Genomic DNA, 25,268 nt, shown 5'->3' with positions numbered 1-25,268 from the left:
ACCCAGCCATGAAAATCCACGAATACCAAGGCAAAGAAATCCTGCGCCAGTTCGGCGTGCCGGTGCCGCGCGGCATCCCCGCCTTCACCGTGCAGGAGGCCGTCGAGGCCGCACAGAAGCTGGGCGGCCCGGTCTGGGTCGTCAAGGCCCAGATCCACGCCGGTGGGCGCGGCAAGGGCGGCGGCGTGAAGGTCGCCAAGACGCAGGACGACGTCAAGGCGCTGGCCGAGAAGATCCTCGGCATGCAGCTGATCACGCACCAGACCGGCGCCGAAGGCCAGAAGGTCCGCCGCCTGTACATCGAAGACGGCGCCGACATCAAGAAGGAACTCTACGTCTCGCTGGTCACCGACCGCGGCACGCAGAAGGTCGCCTTCATCGCGTCGAGCGAAGGCGGCATGGACATCGAGGAAGTGGCCCACTCCACGCCCGAGAAGATCATCACCGAGATGATCGACCCGCTGACCGGCCTGACCGAAGCGCAGTCGCGCAAGATCGCCGCGGCCATCGGCCTGACCGGCGCGTCCATCGACCAGGCCGTCGACATCTTCGCCAAGCTCTACAAGTGCTACATGGACACGGATGCGTCGCTGGTTGAAATCAACCCGCTGAACTGCGACTCCAAGGGCAACCTGATCGCGCTGGACGCCAAGTTCAACTTCGACGCCAACGCGCTGTTCCGCCACCCCGAGATCGTGGCCTACCGCGACCTGGACGAAGAAGATCCCGCCGAAGTCGAAGCCAGCAAGTTCGACCTGGCCTACATCTCGCTGGACGGCAACATCGGCTGCCTGGTGAACGGCGCCGGCCTGGCCATGGCCACGATGGACACCATCAAGCTGTTCGGTGGCGAGCCGGCCAACTTCCTGGACGTCGGCGGCGGCGCCACGGCCGAGAAGGTGACCGAGGCCTTCAAGATCATGCTGAAGAACAAGAGCGTGAAGGGCATCCTGGTCAACATCTTCGGCGGCATCATGAAGTGCGACACCATCGCCGAGGGCGTCATCACCGCCTGCAAGGCCGTGAACCTGTCCGTGCCGCTGGTCGTGCGCATGAAGGGCACCAACGAAGAACTGGGCAAGAAGATGCTGGCCGAATCCGGCCTGCCCATCATCGCCGCCGACACCATGGCCGAAGCCGCGACCAAGATCGTCGCCGCTGTCGCCTAAGCCCAGGAGAACAAGACATGTCCATCTACATCAACAAAGACACCAAGGTCATCACCCAGGGCATCACCGGCAAGACCGGCCAGTTCCACACACTGGGTTGCCAGGCCTATGCCAACGGCAAGAACGCCTTTGTCGCGGGCGTGAACCCGAAGAAGGCCGGCGAGAAGTTCTCCGAAATTCCCATCTACGCGACCGTCAAGGAAGCTGCGGGCCATACCGGCGCGACCGTCTCGGTGATCTACGTGCCGCCCGCCGGCGCTGCCGCCGCGATCTGGGAAGCCGTCGAGGCCGACCTGGACCTGGCGATCTGCATCACCGAAGGCATCCCGGTCCGGGACATGCTGGAAGTGCGCAACAAGATGAAGGCCAAGGAAGCCGCCGGCGGCAAGCGCACGCTGCTGCTGGGCCCCAACTGCCCCGGCCTGATCACGCCGGAAGAAATCAAGATCGGCATCATGCCCGGCCACATCCACCGCAAGGGTCGCATCGGTGTCGTGTCGCGCTCGGGCACGCTGACGTATGAAGCCGTCGCGCAGCTGACCGAGATCGGCCTGGGCCAATCGTCGGCCGTCGGCATCGGCGGCGACCCGATCAACGGCCTGAAGCACATCGACGTGATGAAGGCCTTCAACGACGACCCGGACACCGACGCCGTCATCATGATCGGCGAGATCGGCGGCCCGGACGAGGCGGAAGCCGCGCGCTGGTGCAAGGCCAACATGAAGAAGCCCATCGTCGGCTTCATCGCCGGCGTCACCGCCCCTCCCGGCAAGCGCATGGGCCACGCCGGCGCGCTGATCTCCGGCGGCGCCGACACGGCCGACGCCAAGCTCGCCATCATGGAAGAGTGCGGCTTCACGGTCACACGCAACCCCAGCGAGATGGCCAAGCTGCTCAAGGCCCTGCTGTAATCGGGGTTCGATCCCACACCAGCCGCCGGGTTCGACTGGCGGCTTTTTTTTGCCTACCGCTCCGTCAAGACATGGACTTGCTCAACGCCGCCTTCTTCATCGCGCTGCTGAAGATCATCTGGGTCAACATCCTGCTGTCGGGCGACAACGCCGTCGTCATCGCACTGGCCTCGCGCAACCTGCCGGCGGGCCAGCAGAAGAAGGCCATCTTCTTCGGCAGCGGCGCGGCCATCGTGCTGCGCGTCGTGCTGACGCTGTTCGCCGTGCAACTGCTGCAACTGCCCTGGCTGAAGCTGATCGGCGCCGTGCTGCTGCTGTGGATAGGCATACAGCTGCTGGCCGACAACGACGATGACGCGGACGTGCACGCCAGCGGCAACCTGTGGTCGGCCGTGCGCACCATCCTGATCGCCGACCTGGTCATGAGCCTGGACAACGTCATCGCCGTCGCGGCCGCCGCCAACAGCGCGCCCGAGCCCTTGCGCGTGCCACTCCTCATCATCGGCCTTGGCCTGTCCATCCCGCTGATCATCTTCGGCAGCACGCTGCTGCTGAAGCTGATGGAGCGCTTCCCGGCCATCATCACGCTGGGCGCGGCGCTGCTGGGCTTCGTGGCCGGCGAGATGGCGACGACCGATTCGGCCGTGCATGAATGGTTCGAAGCCCACATGCACGGGCTGGACTACGCGGTCAGCATCAGCTGCGCCGTCCTCGTCGTCGCCGTCGGCCTGGCCCTCGCGCGCCGCGGCAAGCGCGAGCCGACCTAAGATCGGCTGCATGGCAAGCAGCGGCAAACCCGACACGCCTAGAAAAGCGGGCGGCTTTTGGCAACGCCTCATCGGCCGCGTTGCCGATGCGCCGCCCAGCGAGCTGTCGACATTGCCCGCCGTGCAGCAGACCCACGCGCCCGGCGCCGCGCCCGCCCCGGACCGGGCCACATCGGCGCCCCCTGACCTGCGCGACTTCGAACTCGGCGCCGAGATCGGCCGTGGCGCGATGGCCGTCGTCCACAAGGCCACGCAGCGCTCGACCGGCCGCCAGGTTGCCGTCAAGCGCCTCGCGCTGAGCCGCGAGTTCTCGGCCGAGGACCTGGCTGACGTGCGTGAACGCTTCATGCGCGAAGCACGCGCGGCCGGGGCGCTGGAGCATGCCGACATTCTGCAGGTCGTTGATGCCGGCCAGGACGGCAACGACGCCTGGATCGCCCTCGAATACGTGCTGGGCCGCGACCTCAGCCTCTTCACCAAGGCCGGACAACTGCTGCCGGTGCGCGAGGTCGTGCAGATCGGCGCGCGGCTGGCGCGGGCGCTGGCCTATGCCCACAGCCAGGGCGTCGTCCACCGCGACATCAAGCCGGCCAATGTCATGCTGGATCGCGTCAACGGCAGCCTGAAGCTGATGGACTTCGGCATCGCCCGCGTCGGCGACGGCAGCCGCACGCGCACGGGCCTGGTCCTCGGCACGCCGTCCTTCATGTCGCCGGAGCAACTGGCCGGCCTGACGGTGGACGGCCGCAGCGACCTCTACTCCCTGGCCGTGCTGCTCTACCAGCTGCTCAGCGGCACGCTGCCACACCAGAGCGACTCCATGGCGCGGCTGATGCAGCAGATCGCCACCGAGCCGGCGCCGGACGTGCGTATTCACCGTCCCAGCCTGCCCGAGTCGCTGGCGCTGGTGCTGGCGGTCGCACTCGAAAAGCGCCCCGAGCTGCGCTACGCCTCCGGCGAGCAGATGGCGCGCGACCTGGACGCCGTGCTCGTCATGGATCTGCAGGCCGAACCCACCGTGCCCGATGCCGTCAAGCCCCAGGAGCCGGCTTTCGCGCAAACACTGCGCTTGGCGCCGGAGGAAGCAGGGCAGAATCGCCGATCCCCCGCCCCACCCGTCGAGCCGACCGACCCCTCCCAAGCCTCATGATCCTGGAGTTCTTCAGCGCCACCGACGTGGGCCGTGCGCGCGACAACAACGAAGACTCGGTGGCCCTGGACGAGGCCGCCGGCCTGGCCGTGCTGGCCGACGGCATGGGCGGCTACAACGCCGGCGAAGTGGCCAGCCAGATGCTGACCAGCTTCGTCAACACCGAACTGGGCCGCTGGCTCAAGGAAGGCGGCCGCGAGGCCCGCGCCGGCGAGGTCAAGCGCGCGATGGACATCTGCGTGGACAACGCCAACCGCGCCATCTTCAACGCTGCCAACACCAATCCGCGCTATGCCGGCATGGGCACGACGCTGGTGCTGGGCGTCTTTCGCCCCGAAGGCCTGCTGCTGGGCCATGTCGGCGACTCGCGCGCCTACCGGCTGCGCGCCGGCCGCCTGATGCAGATCACGCGCGACCATTCGCTGCTGCAGGAGCAGATCGACGCCGGTCTGCTGACCGTCGAAGAAGCGGCCTTCTCCAGCAACAAGAACCTCGTCACGCGCGCCGTCGGCGTCGAAGACACGGTGCTGCTGGAGCTGCATCTGCACGAAGTCCAGCCCGGCGACACCTACCTGCTTTGCTCCGACGGCCTGTCCGACATGCTCGACGACGACAGCCTTGCGAATCTGCTCAATGGCAATCCGGCACTGCCCGAAGCTGCGCAGGCACTGATCAACGCGGCCAATGACAGCGGCGGCCGCGATAACATCGCTCTCATCTTGGCCCGCGCGGAGGGCCGCCAACGTACCGAAGGGCGGGGCTGGTGGCCCTTCGGCCGACGTGGCGGCAACTGACATCCCTCGCCTGAAGAGTCACGGCACGTACAACAGAACTTGAGGTCATTCATGGGCAAACTGGTGGTTTCGCTCGACGGCGTCGTGATCAAAGAGGTACAGATCACCAAGGACAAGACCACGCTCGGTCGGCGGCCGTACAACGACATCGTCATCGACAACCTCGCCGTCAGCGGCGAGCACGCCGTGCTGCAGATGGTGGGTGCCGACGTCTTCATCGAAGACCTCAACTCCACCAACGGCACCTACATCAACGGCAAGGCGATCAAGAAGCAGCTGCTGGCCGACAACGACACCGTCGAAATCGGCAAGTACAAGATCAAGTTCCTGCTGAATGACGGCGGCGACTACGAGAAGACGATGATCCTCAAGCCCGGCTCCGGCGCGCCGCCGAACCTGGGCCTGACTTCGTCTTTCGGCTCGCTGGGCAATGCGGCGGTCATCGGCCCGGCCTCCATCAAGGTCCTCACCGGCGCCGCTGCCGGCCGCGAGGTTGCGCTGACCAAGGTCGTCACGACGCTGGGCAAGCCCGGCGTGCAGGTCGCGTCCATCACCAAACGCCCCACCGGCTACGTCTTCGCCCACGTCGAAGGCGGCCAGCGCCCCAGCGTCAACGGCATCCCGCTGACAGGGGAATCGATTGCATTACGCACCGGCGATCTGATCGAACTGGCGGGCACGCAGATGCAGTTCATCCAGGGCTGAACCCTCGGCCCGGCGGAGGCCCGCGGGCTTCGCGGCCGCGCGTGACTTCCTCACGGACAGCACACCCCCAACTCGGTAATCCGACCGTCCGGTGACCGGGGCGGGTGCGTACATTGTCGGCTCCACCTCGCCTGACGCGAGGCCCCGACACCGAGCCACGCACCGCATGAACATCCGCGTCCTGGGCTGCTCCGGCGCCATTGCCGCCGGCTACAAGACCACCGCCTTCCTGCTCGACGACGATGTCCTCATCGACGCGGGCACCGGCGTGGGCGATCTGCCGCTGGACGCCCTGGCCGCCATCGACCACATCCTGCTCAGCCATTCCCATCTGGACCATGTGCTGGGCATCCCGCTGCTGGCCGACGCCGTGCTGCGCGTGCGCGCTGCCGCCGGCCGCCCACCCATCCAGGTCCACGCCCTGCCCGAAACGCTGGCCGCGCTGCGCCAGCACATCTTCAATGGCGTCATCTGGCCCGACTTCACCGTTCTGCCCAGCCGCCACGCCCCGGTGCTCAGCCTGCACCCCTTCCAGATCGGCGACCGTCTGGACCTGGGCGGCCGCGTCATCGAAGTGCTGTCGGCCGCCCACACCGTGCCGGCCGTCGGCTTCGCCGTCGATGGCGGCGAAGCCAGCCAGCATGCGCATTGGGTCTTCACCGGCGACACCGGCACCAACCCGGCCCTGTGGCGGCGCTTGGCCGAACTGCGCTTGTCGCACCTCGTCATCGAGACCGCGTTCAGCGACGACGAGGCCGAACTCGCCCACGTCAGCAAACACCTTTGCCCGACCGACCTGGGCTATGAGCTGGCGCAACTGGGCGGCAGCGTCGATGTGCGCATCACCCACATCAAGCCCGGCGAGGTCGAAGCAGTCATGCACGGCGTGCAGGCGCTGACCAGCCCGCACCGGATCAGTGCGTTGCAGGCCGGCCAGGAGATGAGGCTCTGAGCCTCGGCGATTTCCGACCAACGGCGCCGCGAGCGCCGTTTTTCATGCCTGACGTTTCTTGCCGATACTCTGGCAGCTGACAGAATGCGTCAGGCCAAGGTGACGTTTTTTGTCAGAACCAGGCTTTCAGCGACCCTGAACGTGCGCTTTTGCACGGCAAAACGGGCAGGAACAGCTGGCACGACCCCTGCATTCAAGGGGTCTGCCCCCTCCCACCAAACACTCGCTGGAGTACCGACATGCAACTGAAAGCACGCGCCCAAAAGGGCTTCACCCTGATCGAACTGATGATCGTCGTGGCCATCATCGGCATCCTGGCTGCTGTGGCTCTGCCGCAGTACCGTAACTACACGACCAAGGCTCGCATCGCCAATGCGATTACCGTGGCTGACTCGCTGAAGAGCGCTGTGGCTCTTTGCATCCAAGAAAACGGCGGTCAGAAGGACAAGTGCGATGCTGGCAGCGAAGGCATCATGGCCACCACCGACTTCAAGGCGACCAAGGAAGTGAAGAGCCTTGATTCCGTCACCGATGGCAAGATCACCATCACGCTTCAAGACGACGTCGGCGTGGGCACCGGCAAGAAGATCATTTTTGACGTCGGTGGCATCTACGGTAATGCCGTGACCTGGCTCACCACCACTGACATTGATACGACAAACTACAAGGTGATCGTCGACTCGATCACGAAGAACAACGCCAGCACCTGATCGATATCGTTCGATCACGGCTGAACGTTCAGCAAAAAGGGGCTTCGGCCCCTTTTTCTTTGCCCCCCGAATCCGATGTCCGCTCTCTTGCGACGACTGCCCTCCCCCAGCGTACTGGCTGCGCTGATGCTGCTGCTCCTGGCCCGGCCTTACGAAGGAATACGCCACGATGGGGTGCTCTACTTCGGTCAAGCCCTGCGCCGCAGCCTGGTACCAGGGCTGAGCGCCGACCCATTTTTCTCGGGGGGGTCGCAGGACACGTTCTCTGCCTATTCGCTGCTGCTGGCACCGCTGTATCGCATCGTCGGCCCTGCATTCACGCACCAAACGCTGTTATTGATCGGCCTGCTGGCGTCGGCATGCGTCGTCTGGCAGCTGTCGCGCCGCTGGGGTCTGGCACCCATCTGGGGTCTGCTGGCGCTGGCCGTTATGTCGCCGTTGTACGGTGGGCTGCGCAAGTTCAGCGTGACGGAGAATTCTCTGACCGCACGCAGTCTGGCCGAACCGCTGGTGCTGGCCAGTCTGCTGCCGCTCGCTCGCGGCCAGTTGCTGCTCGGGACACTATGGCAACTAGCCGCTGCGCTGTTTCACCCTTTAATGGCGTTGCCAGGCCTTGTCGTCACTTGGCTGCTGGCGGTGCAACGCGATCGCCGCTGGCTGCTGTTGATAGCGCTCCCCTTGGCCACCGCCGCGCTAGTGCAAGCCGGCGTCATCACGCTGAAAGCCGTGACCGCCGTGTACGACCCATTCTGGTGGTCCCAGGTGTACGGAGCCAACGTGCAGGTCGTCCTATCCAACTGGACCCTGTCAGACGCGTTGACGTTGTTGACCGACACTGCGTTGTTAGCAGTAGTCGCGCGCGGCTACTGGTTGCCAAATGAAGGTCGCAAGTTGCTGCAGGTCGTGGTGGTGGCCACGGTGGGCCTGCTGACGGTCCACGCTGTGGGCACCGATCTGTTGCACTCCGTGCTGCTGACACAGTTGCAGCCATGGCGAATTCTATGGCTTACGCATCTGCTGGCGACGGTGCTGGCGCCCTACCTGATTTGGCAGACGTGGCAGCGAGGCGGCTTGACGCGGCTTGGCGCGGCACTGCTGGCGCTGGCGGTGATGAGCAACCACGCTGGCAGCCCCTATACGGCGCCATTGCTCGTGGGCTGGGTCTTGCTGATCTGGGCCGCATCGCGAGGTCTGCGCGTGTCGCCCCATGTGACGACTGTCGCGGTCGCCTTCTCTGGCGTGCTGCTGCTGGCGTTAGCCGGCATGAGGCTATGGCTGGAGCTGGATCGCTTGCACTGGCGGCCGCCGACCTGGCCGATGCTTGATATTGCGAGTCACGTCATCACCGCACCCCTGCTCACGTTCGCGTTCGCCGGCTTAGCCTTATGCTGGTGGCCGCACAGCGCACCATGGCGGCGCGCGGGACTCGCACTGAGTCTGCTGGGACTTGTCGCGGCCGTGACGCTATGGGACAGGCGCGACGCACTCGATCGCGCGATTGAATCCGCGTCCACGCCAACGCCGTTCGCCTCACAAATACCCGTCGACGCAAGCGTCTTCTGGCCTGAGCAATTGGCCGGCACCTGGGGCCTCATACAGCGGGCCAGCCACTACAACCGCCAGCAGGGTGCGGGCATGCTATTCAACCGTGCGACAGCAGAGCTTATGGCACCGCGTCGTGCCGCCTATGAAGCAATCCGCGATGATTTCGAACGCTGCGAGACCAGCGCATTCTTCAGCAACTCCCCCCCCCAGCTGGCTGGCTGCCCGACGCCAAACCTCGCCCGGCTGCATCAGCTTTGCGCAGGCCCAGTGCGGCCGGACTACTTGATCTTTGAACAAGCCTTGTCCATCCCGCCGTTGAGCACCGCGACCGTAGGCAACGTCGCGTTGCGCCTGTACTCCTGCACCCAGCTCGGCTCCCCCACGGCTGCTCGCCACTGACATGCCCTCATTGCCACGCGAGCTGTTGTTCTACGGACTGCTCAGCGCAGCGGCGCTGGCGGCCGATGTCAGCCTCTTCCTGCTCGGCCTGAACGGGGGTCTGCCATGGTTCTGGGCAGCAACGCTCGGTTTCAGCATCGGCTTGCTCGTCAGCTACGGCGGCAGCACGCTATTCGTGTTCCGCCAGCACCGACTGACCGACCGACGCGCCGAGTTCGTGATGTACGGGCTGATAGGCGGAGCCGGGCTGCTGCTGACCCACCTATCGTTGTGGGTCTGGCTTGCGCTGCTGAACGCCCCTCCATTGGCGGCCAAGCTCATGTCTGCGGCCGGTGTATTCGGCTTCAATTTCACTCTGCGCAAGACATTGCTCTTTTCGCGCTCCAACGCCTGAAGTCGGCCCATGGCCACCAACGATCGCAGCACCCTCATCATCGGCGCCGGCCCCGCCGGCCTGACCGCCGGCCTCGAACTGCTGCGCGCCGGCTACCCGCAAGTGACGATCCTGGAGGCGACCGACGCCATCGGCGGCATCTCCAAGACGGTCAACTACAAGGGCAACCGCATCGACATCGGCGGTCACCGCTTCTTCTCCAAGTCCGACTGGGTGATGGACTGGTGGCGCGACGTGCTGCCCGTCGCCAAGCCGGCTCACGGCAACGGCGATGCGCGCCTGGCCTACCAGGGGCAGGAACGGCTGCTGGGTGGTCACGCGGCCACGGCCAGCGAGGCCGACGACTCGGTCATGCTGATCCGCAGTCGCCAGTCGCGCATCTACTTCGGCGGCCAGTTCTTCGACTACCCACTCAAGCCTGGCCTGGACCTCGTTCGCAAGATGGGGCCGTTGCGCTGCCTGCAGTTCGCCGGCAGCTACATGGCCGCTGCAGCCAGCCCCATCCAGCCCGAGCGGACGCTGGAAGACTTCTTCATCAACCGTTTCGGCCGCCAGCTCTACCGGCAGTTTTTCAGGGACTACACCGAGAAGGTCTGGGGCGTGCCCTGCCGCGAGATCAGCGCGGATTGGGGCGCACAGCGCATCAAGAGCCTGTCCATCGGCAGCGCCGCCAAGCAGGCGTTGAAGAAGATCGTGTCGGGCAAGACCGACACCCAGCACACCTCGCTGATCGAAAGCTTTCTCTATCCCAAGTACGGCCCCGGCCAGATGTGGGAGACGGCCGCTGCAGAGTTCGAGCGGCGCGGCGGGCGGCTGCTGCGCGGCTGGACCGTGGACGAAATCCACCGCCAGGAAAAGCGCGTCGAGCGCGTCGTCGCGCGCGATGCGCAGGGCCAGCACCAGAGCGTCGACGCCAGCGCCGTCGTCTCGACGATGCCCATCCGCGAGCTCGCGCAGGCGCTGCGCCCGGCACCGGACGCCCCGACCTTGTCCATCGCGTCGGGCCTTGAGTACCGCGACTTCATCACCGTGGGCCTGCTGTACCGCCGCATGAGCCCCAAGGTGTCCGGCAAGGCGCGCCATGTCAGCGACAACTGGATCTACATCCAGGAGCCCGGTGTGAAGGTGGGCCGCCTGCAAGTCTTCAACAACTGGAGCCCCTACATGGTGGCCGACCCCGACACGGTCTGGCTGGGGTTGGAGTTCTTTGCCCGCGATGACGATGCGCTGTGGGCCATGAATGACGAAGCGTTGAAGGCCCTGGCCGTGCGCGAGATGCAGCAGCTGGGCCTGGCCGACGAGGCTGAGCTGCTCGACGCGACGGTGCTGCGCCAGCCCAAGGCCTACCCGGGCTATTTCGGCGCGGCATTCGAACGGTTCGACGAGCTGCGCGGCTGGCTCGATGGCCTGGACAACCTGTTCCTGTGCGGCCGCAACGGCATGCACCGCTACAACAACCAGGATCACTCCATGCTGTCCGCCCGCTTGGCGGCGCAGGCCATCATGAAGGGTGGTGCCGGCCGCGACGCGATCTGGGCCGTCAACATCGACGACGACTACCACGAGGAAGCGGCAACGAAGGGCTGAATGGCAGGCCCATGCCATCATGCGCGCCCATGTCGACCCAGACCTCCGCCCTTGGCGGGGCAACGCTGCCCCGGCCCGCCCCGACCTTCGCCCCAGCCCTCGCGTTGTCGCTCGCGGTCGCTGCAGCGCTCCCGCCGCTGCTGGCCTACAACCAGACGCCGGCGGCGACGCTCTACAACCAGCTGCTGGCCCTCGCCGGATGGGGCGCCGCGCTGATGTTTTTGGCACGCGCCACACCCGGTTGGCGTGCCGGCCTGAAGAGCCCCGCTGCGGCTGCTCTCGCTTTGCTGCTCGTCGCGCCGATGAGCTCGGTCGTCTGGCGCTCGCTGCCACTGTCGCTCGGCCTGGGCGCCACGGCCATCATCGGCGCAGGTCTGGCGGTGCTGCTGCTGGCACAAGGCCTGTCGCGGGATTCGCGCAGTCAGGCCGCGGAAGCGTTGTGCTGGGGCCTGCTCGCCACCGGCCTGCTCAGCGTCGCCATCAGCCTCATCCAGGTCTTCGCGCCCGCCATGGCCGATGGCAGCATCATCGCGCGCTCGGGCATCGTCGGCCGCGCGGTCGGCAACCTGCGCCAGCCCAACCACCTCGCCAGCCTGATGATGTGGGCCGCCGTGGCCGCCGTCTTCATCACCGAGAAGCGCGGCTGGCGCGCGGCCTTGTCGCCGCTGCTGTTCGCCTTCGTCTTCACGGTCGTGCTGAGCGCCTCGCGCACAGGCTTCATCGGTATCGCGATGCTGGCGATCTGGGGCCTCGTCGACCGCAAGCTGTCACGCGGCGCACGCCTTGGGCTGCTGGCCACGCCGCTGATGCTGGCCGTCAGCTGGTGGCTGATGTCGATCTGGTCCGAGGGCGGTCATGCCTTCGGCGCGGCCTCGCGTCTCTCGGAGGGTGCCGGCTCGCCGTCGCGCATGGCCATCCTACACGACGCCTGGGCGTTGACCCTGGCCAACCCGTTGCTTGGCGTCGGTTGGGGTGAGTTCAATTTCGCGTGGAGCCTGACGCCCTTCCCGACCCGTCCCATCGCCTTCTTCGACCACACCCACAACCTGCCCTCACAGCTTGCCGTCGAGCTGGGCCTGCCGTGGGCCGGCACCGTGCTGGCGCTGCTCGGCTGGGCGCTGTGGCACGCCTGGCGCGGGGCGCTGCGGGCCGAGGACGACGCGCCGCTGCGTCGCGCCGCGCTGATGCTGGTGCTGACCATCGGCCTGCACAGCCTGCTCGAGTACCCGCTCTGGTATGCCTATTTCCTGCTGCCGGCCTGTTTCGCGCTGGGCCTTGCACTGCCGGTCGCGCAGCCCGGCCACAGTGCAAAGCCCGCCCCCGGCCCCTGGCGGCTGCTCGGTGGCCTGTTGGTGGCGGGCAGTGCCGTGGCCGTCTGGGACTATCAGCACATCGTCGCCATCTACTCGCCGCACGAAGACGCCGTGCCGCTGGGCGAGCGCATCGTCACCGGCCAGCACTCGTTGCTGTTCAGTCATCAAGCCGACTACGCCGCGGCCACCAGCATGGCGCCAGGCCCCTATGCGCTGGCCGCCGCACGGCGCACCGCATTCAGCCTGATCGACGCCCGCTTGCTGATGCATTGGTCGCGATCGCTCGAATCCACCGGCGACATCGAAGGCGCGCGCTACCTCGCCGACCGCCTGCGCGAATTCCGCAACCCGACGGGCCAGACCTGGTTCGCGCGCTGCGCCGACGCAGACTCGGCCGCCGTGCCGCAGTGCCAGGCAGCCTCGGCCGTCATCGACTGGCGGACGCTACGCTGAGCCGCCCGCGCGCCAATCGCCGCTCTTGCCGCCCTGCTTCTCCAGCACCCGGACGTTGCCGATGACCATGCCGCGGTCGGCGGCCTTGCACATGTCGTAGATGGTCAGCAGGCCCACCTGCACGGCGCACAGCGCCTCCATCTCGACGCCCGTGCGGCCCAGCGTCTCGACCTGGGCGCGGCACAGCACGCGGCTGCCAGCGGCGTCGAGGTCGAAGTCCACGGCCACGCGCGTGATTGGCAGCGGGTGGCACAGCGGCACGAGATCGGCGCAGCGCTTGGCGCCCTGGATGGCCGCGATGCGTGCGACGCCCAGCACATCGCCCTTCTTGGCCGTGCCGCTGGCGATCAGCGCGAAGGTTTCGGGCTTCATGCGGATCTCGCCGGCGGCGACGGCGACGCGGTGCGTCTCAGCCTTGGCCGACACGTCCACCATGTGGGCCTGGCCCTGGGCATCGAAGTGCGTCAGAGATGTCGTCATGCCTGGAAACAAACAGGAAACCGAGTTGCGGGCATCATAGACAGCCGGCTGCTGCCGGCCGGAGTTCCTGTTCGATGAAGAAGTCCCTCGCTTCCCGTTCCCTGCTCAGCCTGCTCACCGCGGCCAGCCTGCTGTTGCCCGGCGCCCCGCTGAACGCCCAGGTCAACCTGCCGGCGCTCGGCGATTCGGTCTCGCAAGACCTCGACGTCGGCGCCGAACGCCGGCTCGGCGACCAGGTCATGCGACAGATCCGCATCGACCCCGACTACGTGCTGGACCCGCTGCTGCAGGAGTACCTGGAGGGCATCTGGACGCCGCTCGTCAACGCCGGCCGCAAGCTGGGCCACATCGGCGACGAGACGCAGGCGCGCTTCGCGTGGGAGCCCTTCCTCGTGCGCGACAAGAGCGTCAACGCCTTCGCGCTGCCGGGCGGCTTCGTCGGCACGCACCTGGGCCTGATCGCGATGACGACGTCGCGCGACGAGCTGGCCTCGGTGCTGGCACACGAGCTGTCGCACATCACGCAGCGCCACATCGCGCGCCGCATCGCCGGCGAGTCGCGCAACAGCATGGTCGCCGTCGCCGGCCTGCTGCTGGGCATCCTGGCCGCGTCGCGCGGCAACATCGACATGGCCAACGCCGGCATCATCGGCGGCCAGGCCGCGGCCACGCAGCTGTCGCTGAACTTCTCGCGCGACATGGAGCGCGAGGCCGACCGCGTCGGCTTCAACGTGCTGGTCGAAGCCGGCTTTGCCGGCAGCGGCATGGTGGGCATGTTCGAACGCATGGAACAGGCCTACCACCTGATGGACAACGGCGCCTACCCGTACCTGCGCTCCCACCCGCTGACCAGCGAGCGCATCGGCGACGCGCGCACCCGCCTGGCACTGGAGCCCTTCTCACGCCCGCGCGGCCTGGCCGAGCATGCGCTGATGGCGGCACGCTCGCGCGTGCTGATGGACCCGCGCGTGGACGCCTGGAAGGTGCTGGAGAACTACGACAGCGGCGCACGCAGCGTCAAGGACGCGGGCGGCTACGAGCAGCTCGGCGCTCGCTACGCGGCCGCTCTGTCGTCCATCAAGCTGCGCAACTTCGAACGCGCCGAGGCCTCGCTGCGCAGCGCCGAATTGACGCTGCAGCTGATCAGCCCCAGCCCCACCGAGACCGCCGCCGCCCAGCGGTTGTTGGTCTATCTGCGCGCCGAGCTGGCCCAGGCACGCGGCCGGCCCGCCGACGGCATCGCGGCGCTGGACCAATTGCAGGGCGAGAAGTCACGACCCATGCTGCTGCAGCGCGTCGGCCTGGCGCTGGCCGCAGGCCCGGCGGCGACCGCAGGCCCCGCCTTGCGCGACGCCGCGGACGCACTGCAGACCCATGTCAGCCTGGACCCGCACGATGCGCTGGCCTGGTCCCAGCTGGCGCTCATCTGGGAGAAGCTGGGCCAGCCGCTGCGCGCCGTGCGCGCCCAGGCCGAGACGCGCGCCGCCGCCGGTGACCTGAACGGTGCCATCGACCGGCTGCGCTCGGGCCTGCGCCAGTCGCGCGGGCGTGACGCCGACCAGGTCGAAGCCTCGGTCATCGATGCCCGGCTGCGCACGCTGGTCTACGAGCGCCAGTCCATCCTCGGCGAGATCTACCGCGGCCGCTACATCCCGCCGGACGTCGAGCTGCCGAACTAGGCCGCGCGCAGCCGCTGCTCTTCCTGGTACAGCGCGAACTCCTCGCGCGTGGCGCGCGCCACCGCCTCGCGCTGGTTGATGCGGCGGTGGAAGGCCTTCACGGCCGGCCAGGCGCCCAGGTCCACGCCGGCATAGGGCGCCCAGTTCAGCACGACGGCCAGGTAGATGTCGGCAATGCCGTAGCCGCCTTCCAGGTGTTCATGCTGCTGCAGGTGCGCCTCTAGCGCGGCCAGCCGCAGCGCCACCTTGGCCATCGAATAGGCCTTGACCTCGACGCCGGCCTTGTCGTCCAGCAGCGGCACGAACACCGCCTTGTGCAGCTCGGTGCCGATGAAGCCCAGCCACTGGCGCACACGGGCACGCGCCTGGGCATCGGCGGGCAACAGGTCGGCTTGCGGCCAGGCCTCGGCGAGGTATTGCAGCACCGCCGGGTTCTCAGTCAGCAGCCAGCCCTCTTGCGTGCGCAGCGCGGGCACCTGGCCCATCGCGTTGATCTGCCAGTAGTCGCGCCCGTCATCCGTGCGCTTGGCCTTGTCGACCTGCGTGAATCTCACCTCGGCGCGCGCCTGCTCGCCCACCTCGTACAGCACGATGCGGCTCGCCAGCGAACAGGCCATCGGGGAAAAGAACAACTCCATCTCGGTCTCCAACAGTGTTTCTGTACTATATTGAACAGAAATCAACGGCGTCAATTAATTTCATTCATTGTGGTACACAAATCTGAAGACGAGGGCGCACCGGCGCGCCGGCCGCGCGGCCGGCCGCGCAGCTTCGACACCGAGGCCACGCTGGCCAACGCAACGCTGGCCTTCTGGCAGCGCGGCTACGCGGCCACGTCGATGGACGACCTCAGCGCCGCCACCGGCTTGAACCGCCCCAGCCTGTACGGCGCCTTCGGCGACAAGCACGCGCTGTACCTGCAGGCGCTGCGGCTGTATACCGAGCAGTCCAACGCGGCCATCGCGGCGGCACTGCAAGGGCGCTCGCTGCGCGACGGGCTGTCGCGCGTCTACGAGCTGGCGCTGCAGCTCTACTGCCCCGCCGACGCGGCCGCGCGCGGCTGCCTGCTGATCGGCACGGCCGCCACCGAGGCACCGCGGGACGAGGCGATCCGCCAGGCGCTGGGCGATTCGCTGCGCGGCTTCACGGCGGCCTTCGAGACGCGGCTTCGGCTGGCGGCCGACGCGGGCGAACTGCCGGCCGGCACCGATGTCGCGATGCGGGCGCAGCTCGCCTCGGCCGTGCTGCATTCGATGGCGCTGCGCGCCCGCGCCGGCGATGCGCGCGCGGAGCTGGCCGCGCTGGCGGCGGCCGGGGTCGAGATCGTCTGCGCTTAATCGCCCGGGAACATGCGCTCGACGACGACGTCGATGACCATGCCGCACAGGCTGTAGATCAGCGAGCCGATCAACGCGGCCCAGAAGCCGGTCACGGCCAGGCCGTCCAGCAGGGAAGCGGCGGCCCAGAACATCAGCGCGTTGATGATGAACAGGAAGAGCCCGAGGCTCAGCACCGTCACTGGCAGCGTCAGCAGCACGAGGATGGGCCGCAGCAGCGTGTTCAGCAGGCCCAGCACCAGGGCCGCGATCAGCGCGGAGGTGAAGCTGGTCACCACGACGCCAGGGTAGAGGTGGGCGACCAGCAGCAGCGCGCCAGCCAGCAGCAGCCAACGAGTGAGTGTCTTCATGGGGCTCAGCATATCGGGCGGGGACCTGCCCCTGTGTGGCGCCACCGCCGCAACGCCCATTCCTCAAATAGGAATCGTTCGCATTCGTGTTAATATTTTTGCTTGAGCCCGCCCCGTCGTCATCTCGTCCTGCCCTTGAAGTCCGCCCTCGCCTTCGTTGCTCCCACACCGGTCGCCGCCGCGCCTGCTCGGCTCGCCGTCGTGCCGGCGCGGCCACGGCCCAACTATGTCGAGACGTCGGGCTGGGGCCGGCACCGCCTGCTGGCCGCGGCCATCGTCGTGCTGCACGTGCTGGTGCTGTGGGGGCTGAGCCAGCTGCAGGATGTGCGCCGGACGGTGGCGCGCGTCGCGCCGGTGGTGGTGCGCCTGATCGCGCCGGCCGAGCCACCCAAGCCGCTGCCACCCACGCCTGTGCCCATGCCGCAGCTGCAGACGCCGGCGCAGACCTTCATCGAGCCGCCGCTGATCGCGATCGCCGCCGCGCCCGCACCGTCCCTCGTGGTCGCCGCGCTGCCGCCGCCCCCGCCGACGCCCGCGGTGGTGCAGACGGCGCCCGCGCCGGTCATCATCCCGGTGGTGCCACCACCCACGCCGGCCATCAAGCAGATCCCGGCCAGCGCGGTGCGTTACCTGAAGGAGCCGCGCATGACCGTGCCGCTGATGTCCAAGCGGCTGCGCGAGTCCGGCATCGTGCACCTGCGCGTCATCGTCGACGTGCGCGGCCTGCCGCGCGACATCACGCTGGCGAAATCGTCCGGCTTCGCCCGCCTGGACGAGCAGGCGCTGCAGGACATGCGCAGCGCCCGCTTCGTGCCGCAGACCGAAAACGGCCAGCCCGTCGAGTGGGAGGTCATCACGCCGATGTCCTACGAAGTCGACCGCTGACCTCTTTCCCGTTTCCCAACTAGCCATGCCGTGGGCGGCTCCCGATGCCGTCGTGGGCAAAGCCATGCCCATTCACGATCCATCGGAGAGTTCCATGTCCCGCAAGAACAAATCGAACAAGGCGAAGGCCCCGGCCCTGCTGTTGCCCCTGGGTGCGCTGGCCGCCGGCTTCGGCATGGCCTCGGCCGCGCTGGCCCAGACCGCCCCCGCACAGAAGGCGCCCGCCAAGGAAGAAAGCGTGCTGCCCGTCGTGCGCGCCAAGGCCAGCGCCGAGCCGCAGGGCAAGGACGGCTACCAGGCCACCGAGACGCGCATCGGCAAGGGCAAGCAGGACATCCGCGACATCCCGCAATCGCTGACCGTCGTCACCGAGAAGCTCATCGACGACCGCAACCTCGACAACGTCAAGGAAGTGCTGAAGAACACCGCCGGCATCACCTTCCAGGCCGCCGAAGGCGGCGAGGAAGACATCAAGATCCACGGCATCTCGCTGCAGAGCACCGGCGACATCTTCATCGACGGCATGCGCGACCCGGCGTTCTACGATCGCGACACCTTCTTCCTCGACAAGATCGAGCTGCTGCGCGGCTCCGGCGCGCTGATGTTCGGCCGCGGCTCCAGCGGTGGCGCGGTCAACCAGGTCACCAAGCAGGCCCTGCTGGCCGACCAGAACGAGATCAACGTCAGCGTCGGCAGCCACTCGCAGTTCCGCGCGGTCGGCGACTTCAACCGCCGCTCTGGCGAGACGACGGCCTGGCGCATCGGCACCATGGTCAACCGCGGCGACAACGACGGTGCCGGCACCATGATCAACAAGGCCGGCCTGGCCGGCTCGGTGCGCACCGGCATCGGCGAGGACGACGAGTTCGCCGTCACGCTGTACGCGCTGCAGAACGAGAACGGCATGAACTACGGCATGCCGTGGATCCGGCCGACGGCGGGTGCCGCGGTCACGACCGAGCTGCTGCCGCTGGACCCCACCGCCTACTACGGCATGGCCAGCGACCGCAACAAGGGCTCGGCCACCTACGTGATGGGCCAGCACACGCACCGCTTCAGCCCCGACGTCGAACTGGTCACCAAGGCCCGCTACGCGTCATACACGCGTGACCAGCGCGCCGGCACCGTGCGCTTTGCGGCCGCGTCCCAGCAACCCGGCGGCATCGCTGCCAGCCTGGCCACCTTCGGTCCCAACACCGTGCTCACCCGCGGCAAGCAGCTCAAGGTGCAGGACATGCAGACCGTCACCGTGCAGAGCGACCTGAGCGCCAAGTTCAAGGCCGCCGGCATGAACCACCACGTGATGACCGGTGCGGACTTCTCGCAGGAGAAGAAACAGGTCTACACCGACATCCTGGCCGCCCAGGGCGGCATCGTGCCGGCCAAGCCCAACACCACGGTCGGCACGCCCAACGATGGCGCGTCCATCAACGAAGGCCTGCGCAGCTTCCGCACCAACAACGACTACGTCTCCAAGGGCTTTGGCGCCTACGTGCAAGACCTCATCCAGGTTGCGCCGATGTGGAAGGTCGTGGCCGGCCTGCGCTACGACAAGCTCAACGGCGACTACAACCAGTACACGGTGCCGACCAACGCCGCCACGCCGGTCACGGCGACGCCCTACCAGATGAAGATCTCGGAATGGAGCCAGCGAGCCGCCGTGCTGTTCCAGCCTAACGAGCGCCTATCCTTCCACTTCCTGGCGGCCACGGCCTTCAACACCTCGGGCGACACCTATTCGCTGAGCTCGGCCAACCAGGGCATCCCGCCCGAGAAGTCCATCAACCTGGAACTGGGCGGCCAGATCGACTCGGCCGACGGCAAGCTGACGACGCGCTTCGGCATCTTCCGCGCCACCAAGCTGCACGAGCGCAACACCGACCCGCTGAACACCAACGTCATCACGCTGTCCGGCAAGCGCCACGCCTCGGGCGTGGACGTCGACATCACCGGCCGCATCACGCCCGATTGGGAGATCTTCGGCAGCTTCACGTGGATGCCGGTCGCCAACATCGACATCTCGTCGGCCAACAGCGGCGAGATGCAGGGTGATCGCCCCTCGCTGACGCCCAGGTACTCCGGCAGCCTGTGGACGACCTACAAGATCACACCGCAATGGCGCGTCGGCGGCGGCTTCAACGCCCGCAGCGGTCAGCAGCCCAACCGCAACCCCGGCATCTACGCGCCCAAGTTCGTCGTCGCCAACCTGATGGCCGAGTACACGGTCATCGAGGACGCGCTGCTGTTCCGCCTCAACGTCGACAATGTGGCCAACAAGCTCTACGCCGATTCGCTCTACACCGGTCACTACATCCCGGGCAAGGGCCGCATCGTCACGATGACGGGCACGTACAAGTTCTGACCCTGGAGACCCGCCCCGCGCCATGCTGCTGAAGATCCCGCAGATCCTCGACACCGCAGCCCTGGCGCGGGCGCGCGAACTGCTGGCCGCGGCCTCCTGGGCCGATGGCCGCACGACCGCCGGCCGCCAGGCCGCGCAGGTCAAGAACAACCAGCAGTTGCCCGCCGGCAGCGAGCAGCACCAGGCCTTGCAGGCGCTGGTGCTGCAGTCGCTTGAGAAGCACCCTCTGTTCTTCTCCGCGACCCTCCCCAAGCGCGTGCTGCCGCCGCTGTTCAACCGCTACGCTGGTGCCAGCAATGCCTACGGCAGCCATGTCGACCAGGCCGTGCGCTACCTGCCCGGCGGCGTGCAGCGCGTGCGCACGGACATCTCCTGCACGCTGTTCCTCAGCGAGCCGAGCGACTATGACGGCGGCGAACTGGTCATCGACACCACATTCGGCGAACAGCGCGTCAAGCTCGCGGCCGGCGATCTGGTCGTCTACCCCGGCACCAGCGTGCACCGCGTCGAGCCCGTCACGCGTGGCGAACGCCTGGCCAGCTTCTTCTGGATCGAGAGCATGGTGCGCGCCGACGAGCAGCGCCGCCTGCTGTACGAGATGGACATGAGCCTGATGCGGCTGCGCGGTGAACTGGGCGAGACGCCCGAGCTGGTGCAGCTGACCGGCACGTATCACAACCTGCTGCGCATGTGGGCGGACACGTGAATACGCCGGCCATCGAGGCCCTGCCCGAGGGCCTGGCCAATCTGGCCGACTTCGAAGCGCCCGCCCAGGCCCGCCTCGACGCCAACGCCTGGGCCTACCTGAACGGCGGCGCCGCCGACGAACTGACGCTGCGCGCCAACCGCAGCGCCTGGGACGCCATCAAGCTCCACCCCCGCGTGCTGCGCGACCTGTCCGGCGGCCACACCCGCACGACGCTGCTCGGCCGCGAACTGCTGCATCCCATCCTGCTGGCACCCATCGCCTACCAGCGCCTCTTCCACGCCGACGGCGAGCTGGCCGTCGCCCACGCTGCCGCCGCGCAGGAGGCTGGCCTCATCCTCAGCGCCCAAGCCAGCGTCGACATGGAGGCCGTCGCCGCGCCCATGCTGGGCGACGCGGCTGCCGGCCCGCTGTGGTTCCAGCTCTACTGGCGCGACGACCGCGACTTCATGCGCGCGCTGCTGCACCGCATCGAAGCCGCCGGCTACCAGGCCCTGGTGCTGACCGTCGACGCGCCCGTGCACGGCGCGCGCGACCGTGAGCGCCGCATCGGCTTCAAGCTGCCCGAGGACATCCGCGCCGTGAACCTCGGCGGCCTGAAGAAGCCGCTCAACCTGCAGCCCGGCCAGAGCGTGCTGTTCGACGGCTTGATGCCGCGTGCCGCGACCTGGCGCGAGGTCGACTGGCTGCGCGCCGAGAGCCGGCTGCCGTTGCTGCTGAAGGGCCTCACGCGCGCCGACGACGCGCGCGAGGCGCTGGCCCGCGGCGTCACCGGCTTCATCGTCTCCAACCACGGGGGCCGCACGCTGGACACGCTGCCTGCCAGCGCCGAGCTGCTGCCGCCGCTGCGCGCGGCGCTGGGCCCGAACGTGCTACTGCTGGTCGACGGCGGCATCCGCCGCGGCACCGATGTGCTCAAGGCCATCGCCCTGGGCGCCAACGCCGTGCTGCTGGGCCGCCCGTACGTGCACGCACTGGCCGCCAGCGGCGCGCTGGGCGTGGCCCACGCGCTGCGCCTGCTGCGCGACGAACTGGAGATCGCGATGGCGCTCTCCGGCTGCAAGACTCTCGCCGACGCCGGCCCGGCGCTGCTCTGGCCCGGCACCTTCTCCGATAGGACTCCCCGATGAAACACCTGCTCATCAGCACCCTGCTCGCCGCCACCGCCGGCGCCGCCTTCGCCCACGGCAACGTCTCCTGCCCCGCCGTGCCCAAGGAAGAGAAGAAGCCGCAGATGGAACTGCAGAAGAAGCTCGAAGGCGAAGGCTGGAAGGTCCGCAAGGTGCAGAACTACAACGGCTGCTACGAGGTCTACGGCTTCGACGCCACCGGCAAGAAGGCCGAGGCCTTCTTCCATCCGAAGAGCTTCGAGCGCGTCTACCCCGAGGGCGAGCAGCCGGCTGCGAAGTAAGCCGTGCGCATCCGCGTCTGGGACGCGCTCGTCCGCGCGCTGCACTGGACGCTCGCCGCCGCCGTCGCGACCGCCTGGATCAGCGGCCACTGGCCGCCCCGGCAGTTCGACGACGTGCACCACAGCGCCGGCTACGTGGCCGGCGCTGTGGTGCTGCTGCGGCTGATCTGGGGCTTCACGGGCAGCCGCTACGCGCGCCTCGCGCAGTTCGTGCGCAGCCCGCGCGCCGTGCTGGCCTACGCCCGCGCGATGCGCTCGGGCCGGGAGCCGCGCTATGTCGGCCATAACCCCTTGGGCGGCTGGATGGTGCTGCTGCTGTGGGGCACGGCCTTCGCCGTCACCGCCACCGGCTGGCTTTACACGACCGACTGGCTGTGGGGCTACGAATGGTTGTCGGACCTGCACGCCGCGCTCGCATGGCTGATCGCAACCTTGGTCGTGGGCCATCTGGGCGGCGTCGTGATGGCCAGCTGGCGGCATCGCGAGAACCTCGTCGGCGCGATGTTCAGCGGCAGGAAACGCGCGCCCGAAGCGGACGACATCGCCTGAGATCACCGCTGCGAAGGGCCTCGTTTGACGCAAGGCCGCGACAACCCCGATGTTTCCTGGGGAGATACGCGTTTCCTCCTGGGAGAAAGCCTTCTATTCCTCCATGGAGCGCAGTACCATCGCCGCCGCAGGGTGCTAGCGAGTATTGAAGGCTTACGCGGCCTTCACCCAGACCCGGCACATCAACAACCTTTGATGGAGTGAATCGACATGGCAACTGCGAAGAAGGCCGCGCCCGCGAAGAAGGCGGCACCGGCAAAGAAGGCCGCCGCACCGGCGAAGAAGGCGGCAGCGCCCGCCAAGAAGGCGGCGGCGCCGGCCAAGAAGGCCGCTGCGCCTGCGAAGAAGGCAGCTGCGCCGGCCAAGAAGGCCGCTGCACCCGCCAAGAAGCGCACGCCCAACGCCGCCTTCATGAAGGCCCTGACCCCCAGCGCGGCCCTGGCCGCCATCGTCGGCGCAGCCCCGCTGCCGCGCACCGACGTGACCAAGAAGGTCTGGGAGTACATCAAGAAGAACAAGCTGCAGGATGAGCTGCAGAAGCGCGTCATCAACGCCGATGCCAAGCTGAAGGAAATCTTCGGCAAGGCCAAGGCCGACATGTTCGAGATGACCAAGCTGATCAACAGCCACCTGAAGTGATGCGGCGCCGCGCAAGCGGCTCCTCAAACAAGCCCGGCACCGTCCGGGCTTTTTTTTATGGCGCGAGGCATCGCGCCTGCCCAACCATGCCAGACGTTGCCGAACGACGTCGCCTCGAGAAGCTCCTCACGCTGCTGGGCTTCGCGGTATTCGTCGCGCTGATTGCCTTGGCCGTCATGCCTCACAGCAGCCGCTGGCCGGGCGAGCTGCGCGACCCCGACGTGAAGCCGCTGTTGCGGGACTGCGGCAACGCCGGCGATCCGCCGGGCTCGGGCATGCCTGCCTGGCCGGACGGCAAGCAGCGCTACTACACGCGCCAGCAATGGAGCGAAGCCGGCGAGCTGAAAGTCGAGGTCTGGGAGCTCCTGCCGCCGGGCCACGTGCTGGTGTCCGCCGACCGCGAGGTGAAGGGCAACCGCATCGTCATCGCGCCGCGCTGGGAGGTGCCGCCGGGTGGCGCCGTGGCGGCCTGCGTCGCCAAGTTCGGTGTGGAAGTCCGCTGGCGCGGTCTGCCGCGCGGCAGCTACGTCATCGACGCCCGCTAGCGTCGGCCGCCGAGCTGGCCTCGCTGCGGCGTCTCAGCCCAGCAGCTTGCGCAGCCCGGCCTGCAGCAGCGGCACGTCGATAGGCTTGAGCCAGTAGTCGTCGAAGCCGGCCTCGCGCGCCGCGCGCACCACGTCGCTGGGGTCGTCCGCCGACAGGGCCACCCAGCGCGTGCCGGCCAGCGTGGCGCTGAGCGCGACGTCGGCGCGCACGCGCCGCACCAGCTCCAGCCCCGTCATGTCGGGCAGGTTCATGTCGACCAGCACCAGGTCGGGTCGGGCCTCGGCCAGGGCCGTCAAGCCCTCCTGGCCGGTCTCGGCGCAGCGCAAGGCCCAGCCCGGCAGCAGCCGAAAGACCTCCTCCATCAGGATCAGGTGGATGCGGTCGTCTTCGACGTAAAGCACCAGCGGTGCGGCGCGGTCGGGCATGGCGGGATCGGGGGGCAGGTACGGCGGTCGGCACGATAGCAGCAATGCCCACCCGCCCCGGCCAGGCGGCAGGGGCAATCGTTTTCAGCCCGATGTGTGACTTATCTCACCGCGGCCTCACCCCATCCTCGGGGGTCTTCAACGCGGAAAAACCCTAGATCCCCCTAATACTAGGTCCCATGCGCCCTGGTTCGGGCGCGACGTTTTTCCGGGCTCCCGATGTCCCTGATCGCCACCCTCGCCCTCGCCGTCTCCGCCGGCTCCACGCTGCCCCAGTGCAGCTGGGACCGCCCGGGCGTCAACCCGTTCATGGGCGACGTCATTGCGGCCGTGGATCGCTACAAGGACATCCCGGCAGCGACGCGCGAGAAGCTGAAGGCGCGCATGAAGGCGCGCAGCTATGACGACATCGCCGTCATCGAACGCGACGCCATCAAGGGCAAGGCCGAGTACGCGCCGGAGATCCGCGACATGCATTTCGGCCCCGGCGCCGTCTGCCAGACGGTCACCCGCGCCAAGTGGACGGCGACGACGCAGGAGCGCGGCCTCGTCTACTGCGAGGACGGCCAGTGCATCCTGGTGCCCACCGTCTGCCGCAACGTGAGCCGCATCCGCCGCCTGGACAAGCCAGCCGCCGCGGCGCCCAGCCAGGCCGCCAACGTCGCCTCCTCGGCACGCGCGGGCGAAGACAACAGCCCGCTGGAGTTCGAAGCGCCGGCCGCCGGCCCGATGGCCGCCGCGGCGCCGGACAGCTTCGCGCAGCAGTCGGGCATGTCGGCACTGGCCGCCGGTGGCGCGCCCGCCCAGGGTGGCAGCGCCGGCCTGCTCGGTGGCTCGGCGCCCGGCCCGCAGGTCGCCGGCGGCAGCGGCAACCTGCCGTCGCTGGTCAACCTGGGCATGCCGGCCCTACCGCCGGGCACGGTGCGCACGGCCGAATCCAACCCGGGCCTGCCGGGTGTCACGCCGGCCGTGCCGGAGCCCGGCACCTGGGCCATGATCGCGGCCGGCCTGCTGGTCATCGGCTTTCGCGCGCGCCAGCGTCGCTGACGT

At 67.9% G+C, this 25,268-nt stretch carries 27 protein-coding genes; 23 read left to right on the top strand and 4 right to left on the bottom strand.

Translation table 11 applies throughout. From position 1 onward, the window contains the following. The first annotated feature begins 8 nt into the window (after positions 1 to 8). The 12 genes from sucC (at position 9) to AC1D29_RS14390 (ending at position 12,849) form a co-directional block, all read left to right on the top strand. Complete coding sequence (sucC, locus tag AC1D29_RS14445; protein ID WP_477898482.1) at positions 9 to 1,169, top strand: ADP-forming succinate--CoA ligase subunit beta; 1,161 nt, start codon at positions 9 to 11, stop codon at positions 1,167 to 1,169. Between the two features lie 17 nt (positions 1,170 to 1,186). Continuing rightward, on the top strand, positions 1,187 to 2,080 hold the full coding sequence (gene sucD, locus AC1D29_RS14440) for a succinate--CoA ligase subunit alpha (RefSeq protein WP_477898480.1): 894 nt from the start codon (positions 1,187 to 1,189) through the stop codon (positions 2,078 to 2,080). Positions 2,081 to 2,151: 71 nt separating this feature from the next. Further along, a complete protein-coding gene (locus AC1D29_RS14435) occupies positions 2,152 to 2,847 on the top strand; it encodes a TerC family protein (protein WP_477898478.1) in 696 nt (231 codons plus the stop codon). A 10-nt stretch (positions 2,848 to 2,857) separates the two neighbouring features. After that, positions 2,858 to 3,997 (top strand): serine/threonine-protein kinase, encoded by a 1,140-nt coding sequence (locus AC1D29_RS14430; RefSeq protein WP_477898476.1) that lies wholly within the window; start codon positions 2,858 to 2,860, stop codon positions 3,995 to 3,997. Beyond that, complete coding sequence (locus AC1D29_RS14425) at positions 3,994 to 4,791, top strand: Stp1/IreP family PP2C-type Ser/Thr phosphatase (protein ID WP_477898474.1); 798 nt, start codon at positions 3,994 to 3,996, stop codon at positions 4,789 to 4,791. The genes AC1D29_RS14430 and AC1D29_RS14425 overlap by 4 nt, the downstream gene beginning before the upstream one ends. Before the next feature lie 51 nt (positions 4,792 to 4,842). Beyond that, positions 4,843 to 5,496, top strand: coding sequence for an FHA domain-containing protein (locus AC1D29_RS14420; protein ID WP_477898472.1), 654 nt, complete (start codon positions 4,843 to 4,845; stop codon positions 5,494 to 5,496). A 166-nt stretch (positions 5,497 to 5,662) separates the two neighbouring features. Further along, complete coding sequence (locus AC1D29_RS14415; protein ID WP_477898470.1) at positions 5,663 to 6,448, top strand: MBL fold metallo-hydrolase; 786 nt, start codon at positions 5,663 to 5,665, stop codon at positions 6,446 to 6,448. A 239-nt stretch (positions 6,449 to 6,687) separates the two neighbouring features. Then, positions 6,688 to 7,158, top strand: a complete 471-nt coding sequence (locus tag AC1D29_RS14410; protein WP_477898468.1) for a pilin — start codon at positions 6,688 to 6,690, stop codon at positions 7,156 to 7,158. 126 nt (positions 7,159 to 7,284) lie between these two features. After that, positions 7,285 to 9,102, top strand: a complete 1,818-nt coding sequence (locus AC1D29_RS14405; RefSeq protein WP_477898466.1) for a DUF2339 domain-containing protein — start codon at positions 7,285 to 7,287, stop codon at positions 9,100 to 9,102. Position 9,103: 1 nt separating this feature from the next. Next, positions 9,104 to 9,496: a GtrA family protein gene (locus tag AC1D29_RS14400; RefSeq protein WP_477898464.1), complete on the top strand. Its 393-nt coding sequence runs from the start codon at positions 9,104 to 9,106 to the stop codon at positions 9,494 to 9,496. A gap of 9 nt (positions 9,497 to 9,505) precedes the next feature. After that, complete coding sequence (locus tag AC1D29_RS14395; RefSeq protein WP_477898462.1) at positions 9,506 to 11,083, top strand: NAD(P)/FAD-dependent oxidoreductase; 1,578 nt, start codon at positions 9,506 to 9,508, stop codon at positions 11,081 to 11,083. A gap of 29 nt (positions 11,084 to 11,112) precedes the next feature. Next, on the top strand, positions 11,113 to 12,849 hold the full coding sequence (locus AC1D29_RS14390; protein WP_477898460.1) for a PglL family O-oligosaccharyltransferase: 1,737 nt from the start codon (positions 11,113 to 11,115) through the stop codon (positions 12,847 to 12,849). On the opposite strand, the gene moaC is transcribed toward AC1D29_RS14390, so the two are convergent. Then, positions 12,841 to 13,329, bottom strand: a complete 489-nt coding sequence (gene moaC / locus AC1D29_RS14385; RefSeq protein WP_477898458.1) for a cyclic pyranopterin monophosphate synthase MoaC — start codon at positions 13,327 to 13,329, stop codon at positions 12,841 to 12,843. The genes AC1D29_RS14390 and moaC overlap by 9 nt on opposite strands. 74 nt (positions 13,330 to 13,403) lie before the next feature. Between moaC and AC1D29_RS14380 the strand changes: the two genes are divergently transcribed. Further along, positions 13,404 to 15,008: a M48 family metalloprotease gene (locus AC1D29_RS14380; protein WP_477898456.1), complete on the top strand. Its 1,605-nt coding sequence runs from the start codon at positions 13,404 to 13,406 to the stop codon at positions 15,006 to 15,008. Here AC1D29_RS14380 and AC1D29_RS14375 read toward each other — a convergent pair. Next, positions 15,005 to 15,646 carry a glutathione binding-like protein gene (locus AC1D29_RS14375; protein ID WP_477898454.1) on the bottom strand — a complete coding sequence of 214 codons (642 nt, stop codon included), beginning with the start codon at positions 15,644 to 15,646 and terminating at the stop codon, positions 15,005 to 15,007. The two genes, AC1D29_RS14380 and AC1D29_RS14375, sit on opposite strands and share 4 nt — an antisense overlap. 69 nt (positions 15,647 to 15,715) lie before the next feature. On the opposite strand from AC1D29_RS14375, the gene AC1D29_RS14370 reads away from it, so the two are divergent. Continuing rightward, the gene (locus AC1D29_RS14370) at positions 15,716 to 16,345 is read left to right on the top strand and encodes a TetR/AcrR family transcriptional regulator (protein ID WP_477898452.1); all 630 of its coding nucleotides are present in this window, start codon (positions 15,716 to 15,718) and stop codon (positions 16,343 to 16,345) included. On the opposite strand, the gene AC1D29_RS14365 is transcribed toward AC1D29_RS14370, so the two are convergent. Further along, a complete protein-coding gene (locus AC1D29_RS14365) occupies positions 16,342 to 16,695 on the bottom strand; it encodes a phage holin family protein (protein ID WP_477898450.1) in 354 nt (117 codons plus the stop codon). The genes AC1D29_RS14370 and AC1D29_RS14365 overlap by 4 nt on opposite strands. Positions 16,696 to 16,830: 135 nt before the next feature. Between AC1D29_RS14365 and AC1D29_RS14360 the strand changes: the two genes are divergently transcribed. The 8 genes from AC1D29_RS14360 to AC1D29_RS14325 all read left to right on the top strand — a co-directional run bounded on the left by AC1D29_RS14360 (position 16,831) and on the right by AC1D29_RS14325 (position 23,792). Further along, positions 16,831 to 17,580, top strand: coding sequence for an energy transducer TonB (locus AC1D29_RS14360; protein WP_477898448.1), 750 nt, complete (start codon positions 16,831 to 16,833; stop codon positions 17,578 to 17,580). Between the two features lie 94 nt (positions 17,581 to 17,674). Next, positions 17,675 to 19,942 (top strand): TonB-dependent receptor, encoded by a 2,268-nt coding sequence (locus tag AC1D29_RS14355; protein ID WP_477898446.1) that lies wholly within the window; start codon positions 17,675 to 17,677, stop codon positions 19,940 to 19,942. A 22-nt stretch (positions 19,943 to 19,964) separates the two neighbouring features. Continuing rightward, entirely contained in the window at positions 19,965 to 20,648 is a 684-nt protein-coding gene (locus tag AC1D29_RS14350) for a Fe2+-dependent dioxygenase (protein ID WP_477898444.1), read from the top strand. Then, on the top strand, positions 20,645 to 21,778 hold the full coding sequence (locus AC1D29_RS14345; protein ID WP_477898442.1) for an alpha-hydroxy acid oxidase: 1,134 nt from the start codon (positions 20,645 to 20,647) through the stop codon (positions 21,776 to 21,778). The genes AC1D29_RS14350 and AC1D29_RS14345 overlap by 4 nt, the downstream gene beginning before the upstream one ends. Then, the gene (locus AC1D29_RS14340; protein WP_477898440.1) at positions 21,775 to 22,059 is read left to right on the top strand and encodes a PepSY domain-containing protein; all 285 of its coding nucleotides are present in this window, start codon (positions 21,775 to 21,777) and stop codon (positions 22,057 to 22,059) included. The genes AC1D29_RS14345 and AC1D29_RS14340 overlap by 4 nt, the downstream gene beginning before the upstream one ends. Positions 22,060 to 22,062: 3 nt before the next feature. Further along, entirely contained in the window at positions 22,063 to 22,608 is a 546-nt protein-coding gene (locus AC1D29_RS14335; RefSeq protein WP_477898438.1) for a cytochrome b/b6 domain-containing protein, read from the top strand. A 210-nt stretch (positions 22,609 to 22,818) separates the two neighbouring features. Continuing rightward, positions 22,819 to 23,247: an SWIB/MDM2 domain-containing protein gene (locus AC1D29_RS14330; protein ID WP_477898436.1), complete on the top strand. Its 429-nt coding sequence runs from the start codon at positions 22,819 to 22,821 to the stop codon at positions 23,245 to 23,247. Between the two features lie 86 nt (positions 23,248 to 23,333). Further along, positions 23,334 to 23,792 carry a hypothetical protein gene (locus AC1D29_RS14325; protein WP_477898434.1) on the top strand — a complete coding sequence of 153 codons (459 nt, stop codon included), beginning with the start codon at positions 23,334 to 23,336 and terminating at the stop codon, positions 23,790 to 23,792. Between the two features lie 33 nt (positions 23,793 to 23,825). Here the strand turns inward: AC1D29_RS14325 and AC1D29_RS14320 are convergent, their stop codons facing one another. Beyond that, complete coding sequence (locus AC1D29_RS14320) at positions 23,826 to 24,218, bottom strand: response regulator (protein ID WP_477898432.1); 393 nt, start codon at positions 24,216 to 24,218, stop codon at positions 23,826 to 23,828. 219 nt (positions 24,219 to 24,437) lie between these two features. Between AC1D29_RS14320 and AC1D29_RS14315 the strand changes: the two genes are divergently transcribed. After that, positions 24,438 to 25,265: an MHFG family PEP-CTERM protein gene (locus tag AC1D29_RS14315; protein ID WP_477898430.1), complete on the top strand. Its 828-nt coding sequence runs from the start codon at positions 24,438 to 24,440 to the stop codon at positions 25,263 to 25,265. Positions 25,266 to 25,268: the final 3 nt, after the last annotated feature.

The sequence above is a fragment of the Roseateles sp. P1_C6 genome (assembly GCF_056406315.1).
This window is presented reverse-complemented; position numbering and strand designations above follow the sequence as displayed.

Bases quoted from the DNA above. Each gene is read 5' to 3' on its own strand.
- sucC (WP_477898482.1), top strand. From the start codon at position 9: ATGAAAATCCACGAATACCAAGGCAAAGAAATCCTGCGCCAGTTCGGC.
- sucD (WP_477898480.1), top strand. From the start codon at position 1,187: ATGTCCATCTACATCAACAAAGACACCAAGGTCATCACCCAGGGCATC.
- AC1D29_RS14435 (WP_477898478.1), top strand. From the start codon at position 2,152: ATGGACTTGCTCAACGCCGCCTTCTTCATCGCGCTGCTGAAGATCATC.
- AC1D29_RS14430 (WP_477898476.1), top strand. From the start codon at position 2,858: ATGGCAAGCAGCGGCAAACCCGACACGCCTAGAAAAGCGGGCGGCTTT.
- AC1D29_RS14425 (WP_477898474.1), top strand. From the start codon at position 3,994: ATGATCCTGGAGTTCTTCAGCGCCACCGACGTGGGCCGTGCGCGCGAC.
- AC1D29_RS14420 (WP_477898472.1), top strand. From the start codon at position 4,843: ATGGGCAAACTGGTGGTTTCGCTCGACGGCGTCGTGATCAAAGAGGTA.
- AC1D29_RS14415 (WP_477898470.1), top strand. From the start codon at position 5,663: ATGAACATCCGCGTCCTGGGCTGCTCCGGCGCCATTGCCGCCGGCTAC.
- AC1D29_RS14410 (WP_477898468.1), top strand. From the start codon at position 6,688: ATGCAACTGAAAGCACGCGCCCAAAAGGGCTTCACCCTGATCGAACTG.
- AC1D29_RS14405 (WP_477898466.1), top strand. From the start codon at position 7,285: ATGCTGCTGCTCCTGGCCCGGCCTTACGAAGGAATACGCCACGATGGG.
- AC1D29_RS14400 (WP_477898464.1), top strand. From the start codon at position 9,104: ATGCCCTCATTGCCACGCGAGCTGTTGTTCTACGGACTGCTCAGCGCA.
- AC1D29_RS14395 (WP_477898462.1), top strand. From the start codon at position 9,506: ATGGCCACCAACGATCGCAGCACCCTCATCATCGGCGCCGGCCCCGCC.
- AC1D29_RS14390 (WP_477898460.1), top strand. From the start codon at position 11,113: ATGTCGACCCAGACCTCCGCCCTTGGCGGGGCAACGCTGCCCCGGCCC.
- moaC (WP_477898458.1), bottom strand. From the start codon at position 13,329: ATGACGACATCTCTGACGCACTTCGATGCCCAGGGCCAGGCCCACATG.
- AC1D29_RS14380 (WP_477898456.1), top strand. From the start codon at position 13,404: ATGAAGAAGTCCCTCGCTTCCCGTTCCCTGCTCAGCCTGCTCACCGCG.
- AC1D29_RS14375 (WP_477898454.1), bottom strand. From the start codon at position 15,646: ATGGAGTTGTTCTTTTCCCCGATGGCCTGTTCGCTGGCGAGCCGCATC.
- AC1D29_RS14365 (WP_477898450.1), bottom strand. From the start codon at position 16,695: ATGAAGACACTCACTCGTTGGCTGCTGCTGGCTGGCGCGCTGCTGCTG.
- AC1D29_RS14355 (WP_477898446.1), top strand. From the start codon at position 17,675: ATGTCCCGCAAGAACAAATCGAACAAGGCGAAGGCCCCGGCCCTGCTG.
- AC1D29_RS14350 (WP_477898444.1), top strand. From the start codon at position 19,965: ATGCTGCTGAAGATCCCGCAGATCCTCGACACCGCAGCCCTGGCGCGG.
- AC1D29_RS14340 (WP_477898440.1), top strand. From the start codon at position 21,775: ATGAAACACCTGCTCATCAGCACCCTGCTCGCCGCCACCGCCGGCGCC.
- AC1D29_RS14330 (WP_477898436.1), top strand. From the start codon at position 22,819: ATGGCAACTGCGAAGAAGGCCGCGCCCGCGAAGAAGGCGGCACCGGCA.
- AC1D29_RS14325 (WP_477898434.1), top strand. From the start codon at position 23,334: ATGCCAGACGTTGCCGAACGACGTCGCCTCGAGAAGCTCCTCACGCTG.
- AC1D29_RS14320 (WP_477898432.1), bottom strand. From the start codon at position 24,218: ATGCCCGACCGCGCCGCACCGCTGGTGCTTTACGTCGAAGACGACCGC.
- AC1D29_RS14315 (WP_477898430.1), top strand. From the start codon at position 24,438: ATGTCCCTGATCGCCACCCTCGCCCTCGCCGTCTCCGCCGGCTCCACG.